Source organism: Novosphingobium sp., assembly GCF_025351285.1.
Classification (GTDB): Bacteria; Pseudomonadota; Alphaproteobacteria; order Sphingomonadales; family Sphingomonadaceae; genus Novosphingobium.
On the sequence record NZ_JANXWG010000086.1, the window covers coordinates 1 to 12,343 of the forward strand.

At 65.0% G+C, this 12,343-nt stretch carries 10 protein-coding genes and 1 pseudogene; 7 read left to right on the forward strand and 4 right to left on the reverse strand.

Going from position 1 to position 12,343, the window contains the following annotated elements; all coding sequences use genetic code 11:
- The 3 genes from lnt to Q0R16_RS10315 form a co-directional block, all read left to right on the forward strand.
- The coding region (gene lnt, locus Q0R16_RS10305) for an apolipoprotein N-acyltransferase (RefSeq protein WP_295635806.1) at positions 1 to 792 on the forward strand (792 nt) is incomplete at its 5' end.
- A 41-nt stretch (positions 793 to 833) separates the two neighbouring features.
- Entirely contained in the window at positions 834 to 2,051 is a 1,218-nt protein-coding gene (gene metK, locus Q0R16_RS10310) for a methionine adenosyltransferase (RefSeq protein WP_295635807.1), read from the forward strand.
- A gap of 71 nt (positions 2,052 to 2,122) precedes the next feature.
- Positions 2,123 to 2,773 (forward strand): hypothetical protein, encoded by a 651-nt coding sequence (locus tag Q0R16_RS10315; RefSeq protein ID WP_295635808.1) that lies wholly within the window; start codon positions 2,123 to 2,125, stop codon positions 2,771 to 2,773.
- 9 nt (positions 2,774 to 2,782) lie between these two features.
- Here Q0R16_RS10315 and Q0R16_RS10320 read toward each other — a convergent pair whose 3' ends face one another.
- Both Q0R16_RS10320 and Q0R16_RS10325 read right to left on the reverse strand, forming a co-directional pair.
- Positions 2,783 to 4,084, reverse strand: coding sequence for an acyl-CoA dehydrogenase (locus Q0R16_RS10320; RefSeq protein ID WP_295635809.1), 1,302 nt, complete (start codon positions 4,082 to 4,084; stop codon positions 2,783 to 2,785).
- Positions 4,084 to 5,448, reverse strand: coding sequence for a phosphotransferase (locus Q0R16_RS10325; RefSeq protein ID WP_295635810.1), 1,365 nt, complete (start codon positions 5,446 to 5,448; stop codon positions 4,084 to 4,086). Before Q0R16_RS10325 ends, Q0R16_RS10320 begins: the two co-directional genes overlap by 1 nt.
- A gap of 176 nt (positions 5,449 to 5,624) precedes the next feature.
- On the opposite strand from Q0R16_RS10325, the gene Q0R16_RS10330 reads away from it, so the two are divergent.
- Positions 5,625 to 6,608 carry a serine hydrolase gene (locus Q0R16_RS10330; RefSeq protein ID WP_295635811.1) on the forward strand — a complete coding sequence of 328 codons (984 nt, stop codon included), beginning with the start codon at positions 5,625 to 5,627 and terminating at the stop codon, positions 6,606 to 6,608.
- A 153-nt stretch (positions 6,609 to 6,761) separates the two neighbouring features.
- On the opposite strand, the gene Q0R16_RS10335 is transcribed toward Q0R16_RS10330, so the two are convergent.
- Entirely contained in the window at positions 6,762 to 7,043 is a 282-nt protein-coding gene (locus Q0R16_RS10335; protein ID WP_295635812.1) for an entericidin EcnAB, read from the reverse strand.
- A gap of 285 nt (positions 7,044 to 7,328) precedes the next feature.
- On the opposite strand from Q0R16_RS10335, the gene polA reads away from it, so the two are divergent.
- A complete protein-coding gene (gene polA / locus Q0R16_RS10340; RefSeq protein WP_295635813.1) occupies positions 7,329 to 10,196 on the forward strand; it encodes a DNA polymerase I in 2,868 nt (955 codons plus the stop codon).
- 2 nt (positions 10,197 to 10,198) lie between these two features.
- Positions 10,199 to 10,486, forward strand: a complete 288-nt coding sequence (locus Q0R16_RS10345; RefSeq protein WP_295635814.1) for a hypothetical protein — start codon at positions 10,199 to 10,201, stop codon at positions 10,484 to 10,486.
- Here the strand turns inward: Q0R16_RS10345 and Q0R16_RS10350 are convergent.
- Positions 10,483 to 11,043 (reverse strand): hypothetical protein, encoded by a 561-nt coding sequence (locus Q0R16_RS10350; RefSeq protein WP_295635815.1) that lies wholly within the window; start codon positions 11,041 to 11,043, stop codon positions 10,483 to 10,485. The two genes, Q0R16_RS10345 and Q0R16_RS10350, sit on opposite strands and share 4 nt — an antisense overlap.
- Positions 11,044 to 11,352: 309 nt before the next feature.
- On the opposite strand from Q0R16_RS10350, the pseudogene Q0R16_RS10355 reads away from it, so the two are divergent.
- A pseudogene (locus tag Q0R16_RS10355) lies at positions 11,353 to 12,267 on the forward strand (ATP-binding protein); the annotation flags it as partial.
- Positions 12,268 to 12,343 lie beyond the last annotated feature (76 nt).

Below are 12,343 nucleotides of genomic sequence, written 5' to 3' on the forward strand. Positions count from 1 at the left end.
GGCGAGCGGCGGGTGGTGCTATGGCCCGAATCGGGCGTGCCAGATTACTTGCGGCCCGGTTATCCGGACTGGACTTACCAACAGACCACCTATTTCGCCGATCCGGCTGCGGCGCGCGCGCGGTTGGCGCGGGTGATCGGCCCGGGCAGCCTGCTGTTGACCGGCGCGATCGATCTGGATGCACGGGGCCAGCATCTGACCGCCGCACGCAACGTGGTGACCGCGCTCGACAGTTCGGGCGCGATCGTCGGCAGTTATGCCAAGGCGCATCTGGTGCCTTATGGCGAATACCTGCCGATGCGGTCGCTGCTCGAACCGCTCGGCCTTTCAAGGCTGGTGCAGGGCGATCTCGATTTCCAGTCGGGACCGGGACCGGCGACGATAGACTTCGGTGGCTACGGAAAGATCGGCATCCAGATCTGCTACGAGATCATCTTTTCAGGCCATGTGATCGATCAGGCGCACCGGCCGGCGTTCCTGTTCAATCCATCGAACGATGGATGGTTTGGCGCCTTTGGGCCGCCGCAACATCTCGCTCAGGCGCGGATGCGCGCGATGGAGGAAGGGCTTCCGGTCCTGCGCGCGACGACCACCGGCATCAGCGCGGTGATCGATGCCGATGGCGTCGTCCGGCAATCGCTGGCCCACGGCGTAGCGGATCGGATCGACGGCCTGGTGCCGCCTGCGCACGCTGCCACGCTGTTTGCTCGATTGGGCAATGCGCTGCCGCTTGGCTGGGCCGCAATTTTTCTTGTCGGTGCGATGGTTGCAAGGCGTCGGCAGCGCGGCTAGACGCAGCGACATAAAGTTTCCTTTATATGCGGTGAGACCTGATGCGCAGCGACTATCTGTTCACCTCCGAGAGCGTTTCCGAAGGCCATCCCGACAAGGTTTCCGACCAGATTTCGGACTCGATCGTCGACTTGTTCCTGTCGAAAGACCCCGAGGCGCGCATTGCCTGCGAGACGTTGACGACCACGCAACTGGTTGTCCTGGCTGGTGAAATTCGTTGCAAGGGCGTTTTTGAAAATGGCGAATGGGCGCCCGGCGCGCAGGCCGAGATCGAGGCCACGGTTCGCCGTACCGTGAAGGAAATCGGCTACGAGCAGGACGGCTTCCACTGGGAAAAGTTCGAATTCATCAACCGGCTCCACGGCCAGTCGGCGCATATTGCGCAAGGCGTCGATGCCGGAGGAGAAGGCAGCAATAAGGATGAAGGCGCCGGCGATCAGGGGATCATGTTCGGTTACGCCACCGACGAAACCCCCGACCTGATGCCCGCCACGCTGTACTACAGCCACAAGATCCTCGAACGCATGGCCGCCGATCGCCATTCGGGCGCGGCGCCGTTCCTCCAACCCGACGCCAAGAGCCAGGTCACGCTGCGCTACGAAGGCAGCCTGCCCGTTGCCGCCACTGCAATCGTCGTCTCGACCCAGCATGCCAAGGGCTATGACGAGGGTGAGAAGGAAGCGCAGCTTCACGCTTACGTGAAGCGCGTCGTCGCTGAAATCCTGCCTCCGGTCCTGCTGCGCCAGACCGAGTACCACATCAACCCTACTGGCAGTTTCGAGATCGGCGGACCCGATGGCGACGCGGGCCTCACCGGCCGCAAGATCATCGTCGACACCTACGGCGGCGCGGCCCCGCACGGCGGCGGCGCGTTTTCGGGCAAGGACCCCACCAAGGTCGACCGTTCGGCCGCCTACATCACGCGCTATCTGGCCAAGAACATCGTCGCTGCGGGCCTGGCCACGCGCTGCACGATCCAGTTGGCTTATGCGATCGGTGTGTCCAAGCCGCTGTCGCTCTATGTCGACACGCATGAGACGGGGACCGTGGGCGACGACAAGATCGAGGCCGCGATCATGGCCATCGGCAAGCTCGGCGGGCTGACCCCGCGCGCGATCCGCACGCACCTGGGGCTCAACAAGCCGATCTATCGCCAGACCGCGGCGTATGGCCACTTCGGCCGCAAGCCGGTGGGCGATGCCTTCCCGTGGGAGCGCACCGACCTGGTCGATGATCTGAAGGCCGCGCTTTCCGCCTGATGGGTTTCATCTCGGCTGTCCTACAAGGGGGCGGCTGGGTCATGGCCCTGGTTCCAACACGGAGCCCGGCCATGCAAACGCTCACCCCCCGGATTGCCCTTGAAATCGTCGCGCACGAGGGGATCGTGCGCGAAGCCTATCGTGACAGCACCGGCGTGTGGACCTGGAGCGTCGGGATCACCAACGCTTCGGGCCACACCGTTTACCCGCGCTACAAGGACCAGCCGCAGCCGATCGAGCATTGTCTCGGCGTGTTCAAATGGCTGCTCGAAACGCGTTACCTGCCCGCCGTGCTGACAGCGTTCGGCAACCACGATCCGTCCGAAGCCGAACTGGCTGCGGCACTTTCGTTCCACTGGAACACCGGCGCGATCCAGCGGGCTAGCTGGTTGCGAATGTTCATCGAAGGCAATGTCGCCGGTGCGCGCGCGGCGATCATGGATTGGTCGCACCCTGCTTCGCTCGCCGCGCGCCGCGCCTGCGAACAGGCGCTGTTCTTCGACGGCCGGTGGAGCAGCGACGGGACCGCGGTCGTCTATGGCGTGTCCAAGCCTAGCTATCGTCCTGCCGGCGCGCAGAAGGTCGACATCCGCGAGGCGATCAAGGCCGCGTTTGCCGATGCCGCTATTGCGGCCCCGCCTGCCGTGCCGGCCGCACAACCTGCGCCCCAGCCGCAGCCAACCAAACCGAACTGGTTCGACAAGCTGATGGGCTGGGGCTGACCGCCAAACTCAGTCGAACATCCCCTTGCGCGGCCCCAGATAGCCGAACAGATATGCCCCTACCTTGCGCATCTGGATTTCCTCGGCGCCTTCGGTGATGCGGTAGCGACGATGGTGGCGGTAGATGTGCTCGAACGGCTTGTGCCGCGAATAGCCGATGCCGCCATGAACCTGCATCGCGCGATCGGCCGCCTCGCAGACCAGCCGGTTCGCCCAGTAATTGCACATCGAGATCTTGTCCGACAATTCGCGCTCGATCGCCTTGTGCCCCCCTTCAGAGGCTTCGAGCCGGTCCATCTGCCACGCCGTCTTGTAGATCATCGAGCGCAGCATCTCGCACTGGGTGGCAAGCTCGACCAACGGGAACTGGATCGCCTGGTTGCGCGCCAGTTCTTCGCCGAAGGGCTTGCGCTGGCGGGCGTATTTGACCGATTCCTCAACGCAATAAGTTGCCGCGCCCAGCGATGAGGCGGCCTGGCGGATGCGGTTCTGGTGGACAAAGCTCTGCGCGATCGCCAGCCCGCCGCCTTCGGGCCCGAGCATGGCGCTTTCGGGCACCCAGCAATCCTCGAAGTGCATGCGCGGGTGGTCGGTCGGCATGTTGAAGGTCCACAGATATTCGTCGATCACCATACCCGGAGTTTCGGCGGGGACGAGCAGGCAGGTGATCCCGCGCGCATTGCCGGCCTCGCCCGAAGTGCGGCAGAACGCCGCGCAATGCGTGGCGACGTGCATCCCGGTGATCCACATCTTCTCGCCATCGATGCGCCAGCCGGGCACGCCGTCGCGGGTTTCGCGGACCGCGCGGGTTTCCATATGCGTGGCGTCCGAACCGTGGTTGGGCTCGGTCAGGCCAAAGGCGGTGCGGCGGGTGCGGGCGAACCCGCCAAGGATGAATTCCTGCTGCTGTTCGGGCGTGCCGAAATGCTCGAACATGGCCACGAACGGAAAGTTGCCGACGATCGAGTGTTCGTTCTGCAAGTCGTTGTGCAGCCCCAGGCCCATTGCTGCGAAGCGATCGCGGATCACCGCCATCCACAAGTTCGATCCGTCCTTGCCGCCGTATTTCTTGGGCGCCGAAAACCGCCAGTGCCCGGCGGCATCGGCGCGGCGGCTGGCTTCGACCAGCAATTGTTCCCATTCGCGGCGCGGCAGGCCCTGGTTCTCGAAATCGGTCCGCGCATATTCGCGGCGGTGGTCGAAGAAGCGGATGTTGTCGTCCTGCTGCTCCAGCGGCTTGATCTCGGCGGCGATGAACGCGTCGAGTTCGGCCAGGTAGACAACCAGATCGGTAGGCAGGTCGAAATCCATCAGGGTTCCTCTCGATTGTTTTCCCAGGCCGCGCGGGTGGGCGTCAGCGAGGGGTATTTGGGCATGTCGGCGGTGCAGGTATCAAACGCGGCCCGGCGCTGGCGCGCGAGCAGGCCGGGGGTGGCGAGCGTGGTTTCACCCGCCAGCAGCGCGTCGCTCAAGGCCTTGTCGTGCGGATCGGGGCGCGTGGCAAGTTCGCGCCGGACAATGCCGAGCGCATTTTGAGCCACCGCCAGATCGAACCGGTCACGGCCTTCTAGGCGGGGCTTGATCGCAGATGCCAGCCATTCGGACACGGCTGTCAGGATTTCGCCGGCGCCGGGTTCACCGTAGGGTGCAGGTGGTTCGATTGGCGCGGGTGGGAGTGGTCGCAGCCTCTCTGCCTCTGGCGCATCGCCTTCGAGCAGCGCGAGCAGGTCCAGTTCCTGTTCGGCCGCGCGGCGCGCCACCACCACGCGTTCAAGGCTGCGGTCGGTGCCGGTGCGCCACGCCACCCCCATCGACAGGCAGCCGAGCGCCCACCACACTGTGCGATAGACGAGCCAGAAGCGGAAGGCCGCGCGATCGACCGGAGCGCCGCCCGCTGCGTTATATGCCGCGAAGAACGTGTCGAGATCGGCAAACCCGAAGGCCGGCCGGTCGAGCTTGCCGAAGCGCCACACCGCCATGCACCCGAACGCCAGATCCTCATGGAAATCGCCAGTATGAGCCAGCTCCCAGTCGAGCACCCCGGTCAACCGGCCGTGTTCGGCCATGATATTGCCCACGCGAAAATCGCCGTGAACCAGCCGGGCGGGGCGCGCCGGGGGCAAGTTCCGGCGCAGCCACGCCAGCCCGAGCGCGATGATCGGGCGATCGCCGCCAAAGCCGGCGAATTGCGCGACGAGGCCTTCGACACCCTCGGCCGCAACCAGCGCGGGCAGGAAGTTTAGTGGTGCGGGATCGATGGCGTGGATTCGCGCCAACGCTCTGGCGAGATCGCCGATCATCGTTTCGGGATCGCCCGACAGCACTTGCCCCGGTTCGGCGGTGCCCGCGATCGCGCGCATGATAAAGCCCTGGCCGATTCCATCCGATGCCTGCAGTTCGGCCATGACTTCGGGCGCGAGCACGCCGCCGGCCCGCGCATTGCGGATCACGCAAGCCTCGCCCGCCAGGTCGAGGGGCCGGGCAGCGATCCATTCGTCCGATGGTGCGCGGCGCAGCACAAAGCGATCTTCCCCGCAGTCAAAAAGCCAGCTTTGCATGTTGGCGCCGCCCGAAAGCCGCTGCGGCCGTGCGACCTCGCCGGGAACGCCGGCGCGGTTCATCACCAGGGTTAACGCCGATGCCAGCCGTGCAGGCTCGTCTGCCTCTCGAATCATCCTTGCTCCCTGGCATCGAACCTTGATTTTCACCGCAACGGCGGCGTTCGATTCCCGCTTTGCCTAGCCGAGTTGCACCATAGTGGCGACCAATTGAAAATGGTAAAGCTTTGCATAGGGTTCGCAAAGGCTTACACGGTAACCCGGGGTTCACAGCAGCATGGTATAAATCAGGCATGACGGGTCGCCTTCTCAAAATTGTAACGGCGCTGCTGCTCGCTGCGCCGACGCCGCTGGCGATGGCGCCGGTCCAGGGCCGGCAATCGGAACTGTATCAGACCGCGCGCGACACGGTGTTGCAGCAGCAGGTTGAATCGATCGCGCGGGGTGCGCGCGGACGGGTTGGTGTTGCGGCGATGGATCTGGACAGCGGCGGGATCGTGCTGCTGAACGGAGACCAGCCGTTCCCGATGGCCAGCACAGCCAAGATCGCGATCGCGGCTACCTATCTTAGCATGGTCGAGCAGGGCAAATTGCGGCTCGACCAGGAATGGGCGATGCAGATGCCGGTGCGCGAACCGGTGTCCGTGCGCGGGCCGGTGGCGCGGGTTCATCCCGGCACGGTGCTGCCTGCCCAGGCGCTGATGGAACTGTCGATCACGCGCAGCAACAACGAAGCGACCGATGCGCTGCTATCGGCCGTGGGCGGCCCCGCAGCAGTCAACGCCTGGCTCGCGCGCGCCGGAATAGCCGGCCAGCACCTCGATCACACGATGGCGACGCTGGTGCGCGATGATGGGCGAATCGATCCGGCATCGGTGATCGACCAGCGCACCGCCAGCACTCCGCGCGCGATGGTTTCGCTGCTGGGCGCGATCGACCGCGGCGGCGCGCTTTCCCCGCAAAGCCGCGCGGTGCTGCTCGATACCATGACCCGGACGGTCACGGGATCGAAGCGGATCAAGGCCGGGCTGCCCGAAGGCGTGCTGTTCGCGCACAAGACCGGGACGCTCCGCAACGTGACCGACGATGTCGGCATCATCCGCTTGCCCGATGGCCGGCATCTTGCCGTGGCGATTTTCGTGGCGGGGCCTGACGGGCACGCGGCGCATGGCGAGGTCATCTCGTCGATCGCACGTACGCTGTATTTCGGCTATTCGGGCCAGACAGCGGAGCCGCAGCAAAGCGGCATTTACGCGACCGCGCTCCAGCGACGCTGAGCGCTCTTACTCCAGACCATCCTGGAACGGCCTGCACGAAACTGCGGGCCGTTTTTTTGTGCGCTTGCGAAACAGCCAATACGCAAAAAAGGGCGCGGCCCGAAAGCCACGCCCCTTTCTGTTGGTTGTATTCCTGAGCTCGAAGGCTCGGGATTACATGGCCTTTGCGGCGTCCTTGGCCTTGTCGGCCGCGCCCTTGGCAGCGTCAGCAGCGCCCATGGCGGCATCAGCAGCGCCCGAAGCAGCTTCAGCAGCACCGGTAGCGGCGCCCATGGCGGCGTCAGCGGCGCCCGAAGCAGCGTCAGCAGCGCCCATGGCGGCGTCCGAAGCGGCGGTTGCTGCGTCCGAAGGAGCAGCTTCAGGAGTGGCTTCTTTCGAGCAACCGGCGAGGGCGAGGGCCGAGCCAGCGGCTACGGCGAGGATGAGCTTGCGCATTTTTGGTCAATCCCTGGACTGAAGTGGACAGCGACGAGCGTGCACGCCCGACGCAAAGCCTACTCAAATGGTAGACTTCGGTGACCCAATTAATCGGCAATTGCTCGCCATGCAAGCCAAAGTGCAGATTGACCCCCGAAGATGGCCATTTCGAGGCAGAACGAAGCGACGCCTCAGCCGCATTCCAAAACGCCCGATCGCGCAAAAATTACCCGATGTAAGCCATTTGTGCGACCTTGCAGCGATGGCATGACGGCGTAACCGCACCCTGCTAACAGGCGTCGAATGAACGCCAAGCAACACCTCTATCTAGTCGACGGATCGGCCTATATCTTCCGTGCCTACCATCGGCTGCCCCCGCTGACCAATCCGATCGGGGTGCCGGTGGGTGCGGTCTATGGCTATACCACGATGCTGTGGCGGCTGGCCGAAGATCTGCACAAGGCCGAGGGGCCGACTCACCTCGCGGTGATTCTCGACAAGAGCAGCAAGTCGTTTCGCAACGATCTCTATCCCGAATACAAGGCGCACCGCCCGCCGCCACCCGAAGACCTGGTGCCGCAGTTTCCGCTGATCCGCGATGCCACGCGCGCGTTCAGCCTGGCCTGCATCGAGGAAGCAGGGCTGGAGGCCGACGACCTGATCGCGTCCTACGCGCGCGCTGCGGCGGCGCGCGGCTGGGACGTGACGATCGTGTCTTCGGACAAGGACCTGATGCAGCTTGTGGGCCGGTGCGTGCCGGCGTCAGACGGCAACATCGGCTCCATCGACATGCTCGACACGATGAAGAACGTGCGAATCAACGTGGCCGAAGTGTTCGAGAAGTTCGGCGTGGTGCCCGAATTGGTCGGCGACGTGCTCGCGCTGATGGGCGATGCGGTCGACAACGTGCCCGGTATCCGCGGTATCGGGCCCAAGACCGCGACCAAGCTGATCCAGGAACACGGCACGCTCGAGGGCGCGCTCGCCGCGGCGCCGGCGATGAAGCCGGGCAAGCTGCGCGACAGCCTGATCGAGCAGGCCGATATGGCGCGGTTGTCGCGCGTGCTGGTCCAGCTCAAGGAAGATTGCGAGTTGCCGCTGCCGCTCGACGATTTCGCGCTCCAGGCGATCCCGCCCGAACCGCTGCGCGCGTTCCTGGCCGAACACGGCTTTACCAGCCTGTTGCGCAAGCTGGGCGCCGGCGAAGTTGAACCGGCGGCGGCCGCAAGCGCGAAAGCCGATGGTGAGGGCGGGTCCTCGCCGCTTCACCCCGAAGATTCGCCGATCACGCGCCAGCCGCTCCCCGAATTTCCGGTGGTCGATCTCGATTCCTATGTCTGCGTGCAAACCGTCGAGGCACTCGAAGCCTGGATTGCGCGGGCCTTCGCAGCGCGCGTGGTGGCGGTCGATACCGAGACCAGTGCGCTCGATGCCACCCAGGCCGATCTCGTCGGCGTCAGCCTCGCGCTCGGGCCGAACGATGCCTGCTACATCCCGCTGGGCCACGGCGGCACCGACATGTTTGCGGAAAAACCGCAGCAGGTCGACAAGGCCACCGCGCTGGCGCTGCTCAAGCCGCTGCTGGAAAGCGAGGCGGTGCTCAAGATCGGGCAGAACATCAAATACGACATCACGATCCTCGCGCGCAACGGCGTGGATGCTTCGCCGATCGACGACACCATGGTGATGAGCTTCTGCCTCGATGCCGGGCGCAGTCTCGATATGTCGGGCCACGGAATGGACGATCTGGCCAGTCGGCATCTCGGCCACAAGACCATGACGTTCAAGGATTTGTGCGGCACCGGCAAGAAGGCGATCACCTTCGCCGAAGTGCCGCTGCCCGATGCCACGCGCTACGCCGCCGAGGATGCCGACGTGACCTGGCGGCTGTACAAGACCTTCCAGCCGCGCATGGCCGATGAAAGTGCGACGCGAATCTATCAGCGCGTCGATCGTCCGCTGATCCCGGTGGTCGCGCGGATGGAGCAGCGCGGGATCAAGGTCGACCGCGAACGGCTGGCCGGGCTTTCGGCCGAATTTGCGGGCAAGATCGCCGAACTGGAAACCGTGATCCATGCTGCCGCGGGCGGGCCGTTCACGATCGGCAGTCCCAAGCAATTGGGCGATGTGCTGTTCGACCGGCTTGGCCACAAGGGCGGGCGCAAGGGCAAGAGCGGGCAGTATTCGACCGACCAGGGCATTCTCGAAGGCATCGCCGCGCAGCCGGAGGGTGGCGCCGGGGCCGAAGTCGCGCGGCTGGTGCTCGAATGGCGGCAATTGTCCAAGCTGAAGTCGACATACACCGATGCGCTTCAGGCGGCGATCAACCCGGCAACCGGGCGTGTGCACACCAGCTACAGCCTGGTCGGCGCGCAGACCGGCCGGCTTTCGTCGACCGATCCGAACTTGCAGAATATCCCGATCCGCACCGAAGTCGGCCGCCAGATCCGCGAGGCTTTCGTGGCCGAACCGGGCAACCTGCTGCTGGCGGCGGACTATTCGCAGATCGAACTGCGGCTGGCCGCGCACATGGCCGACGTACCCGCCTTGAAAGAGGCATTTGCGGCAGGCGAGGACATTCACGCGCGCACCGCGATGGAGATGTTCGGGCACGTCGATCGCGATACGCGCGGCCGCGCCAAGACCATCAACTTCGCGATCCTCTACGGCATTTCACGCTGGGGCCTGGCGACGCGGCTGGGGACCACCGCCGAAGAGGCGCAGGCGATGATCGACCGCTATTTCGAACGGTTTCCAGGCATCCAGAAGTACATTGTCCATACGCTGGAGGATGTGCGCGAGCGTGGTTATTCGCAAACGCTGTTCGGCCGCAAGACGTGGTTCCCGCGCATCAATTCGAAGCTCCAGGCCGAACGCCAGGGCTCCGAACGCGCGGCGATCAATGCGCCGATCCAGGGCACCTGCGCCGATATCATCAAGCGCGCGATGGCGCGGATGGAGCCGGCGCTGGCCGATGCCGGCCTTGGCGATGTGCGGATGCTGCTGCAAGTTCACGACGAACTGGTGTTCGAATTGCCCGAAGGCCGGGTCGATGCAGCAAGGCCGCTCATCGAACGCGTGATGGCCGAAGCGGCTCGGCCAGCGGTGGAACTGACGGTTCCTTTAGGGGTCGAGATCGGTGTCGGGCGCAGTTGGGGCGAGGCGCATTGAGCGTGGACGAATCAACCGCCGCCGAAGTCGCGCCCGAACCGCTCGCGCCCGAACGCAAGGACCGGATGGCGCGGCGCCTGGCGTGGATGCTGGCGGTGGGCGTTGGCACGCCGTTCCTGTGCGTGGTGCTGATTGCCAACGCGCTGATGCCTTGCGTGCACGCGGCCACCTGCAAGACCAAGCGTGGTGAACTGCTGGCCGCGCTGGCCGTGTTCCTGACTTTGGCGATGGGCTTTTTGGCGCGGCGTGCTGTGCGCGCGGCGCTCGATCGCGCCGATAAGAAGGCTTAGTCGATCGCCGCGAATTTCGCGATGTCGGCCTTCTTGAGCCACAGCGCGTCTTCGTTGCGCACCGAATTGGTCAGCGCATAGAACGCGACGGCCTTTTCGGCGGTCAGCCCCATCTGCTGGTAATAGGCCAGGTACGTGCGGTTGACGGGATCGGCCGCGGGCACGTCGCGCGGTTCGCGCCCGGTATCGTCGCGCCATGAATGGACTGCGAAATCGGCATCGTCATCGGCGCGGCGGTGCAGGCCCGCCAGGAACAATTCGACCGCGCCCGAACGGACCGAGCCGCCATCGGGCACATCGGTATCGAGCCCGCGCGCGCGGATCATCCGGCCAAGCTGAAGATTGGCAACATCGTCGAGCGTGCCCGGGCATTCGACGAATTCGATCGTGCGGATGCCGGGATAGGCCTTGAGCATGGCCTTGAACGCGGCGGGGCTGGCGCTGTCGGTTTCGCGCACCAGCGCGGCGCGGGCCGTATCGATCACGCGGAACGGCCCGAATGCAGCGATTGCGCTGACTTCGGGCATGCTGCTTTCGTTCTGAGTGCTGGTCTCCACCAAACGTTCGCCGCCACTGTGATCGCTTGGCTGTGCGTTCACGGCTTCGACAGACGAAGCAGCAAGCCGCGCGATGTGCGCTTGCGCGGGGCATGCGGCAAGCGCCAGGGCGGCCGAGCAGGAGACGAGGATTTGTCGCATCGTGGCCGATCATTACCGCGCGGTGCGTTGCCGGATCGGTAAGCGGCGTGGTTAAAACAGCTTTAAGCCTCACAAGTTTTACCGTTTTGGATATGTTCCAATGCGGTTGCAGTTGGCCGCGACTCTTGCCCGCGCTCGCGTAAAACCGCGTATGCGGAAGGGAGCCTGATGGTCGCGCTGGTATCGACGGTGGCTTATCTCGGGCTGGAGGCGCGCGGCGTTGAAGTGCAGTGCCAGCTCGCCAACGGGTTGCCCGCGTTCAAGATCGTGGGCCTGCCCGACAAGGCCGTGGGGGAAAGCCGCGAACGCGTGCAATCGGCGCTTTCGGCGATGGGGCTGGCGCTGCCGCCCAAGCGGATCACGGTCAACTTGTCGCCGGCAGACTTGCCCAAGGAAGGATCGCATTACGATCTGCCGATCGCGCTGGCCTTGCTTGCAGCGATGGGTGTGGTCGATCGCGAGGCGGTGAGCGAATTCATCGCGGTGGGCGAACTGGCGCTTGATGGCCGGGTGATCGCCTCGCCCGGCGTGCTGCTTGCCGCGATCCGCGCCAGCGAAGTCGAAAAAAGCCTGATCTGTCCGTTCGAACAAGGCCCGGAGGCGCGCTGGGCAAGCGGGATCGAAGTGCTCGCAACACCCGATCTGGTCAGCCTGCTCAACCACCTCAAGGGCAACAGCCGCCTGCCTCCGCCGCAACCGGGCGAAGCCGAACCAGCACGGCGGGGCGCCAACCTGAACCAGGTGAAGGGTCAGGAGGTCGCCAAGCGGGCGCTCGAAATCGCGGCCGCCGGGGGCCATAACCTGCTGATGATTGGGCCGCCCGGTGCGGGCAAGTCGTTGCTCGCTGCCTGCCTGCCCGGCATCCTGCCCGAATTGTCGCCGGCCGAAGCGCTCGAAACCTCGATGGTCGCCTCGGTGGCGGGCACGCTCGAAGGCGGGCGGATCAGCCGCCAGCGCCCGTACCGGTCACCGCACCATTCGGCCAGCATCGCTGCGCTGACGGGTGGGGGGCTCAAGGTCCGGCCCGGCGAAGTGAGCCTGGCGCATCTGGGGGTGCTGTTCCTCGACGAATTGCCCGAATTCCACGGCATTATGTAGCAAGCGCACCAAGATTCTGAGGTCTGCCACTGCCCATGCTGACGCTACAGATGCCGCTCAG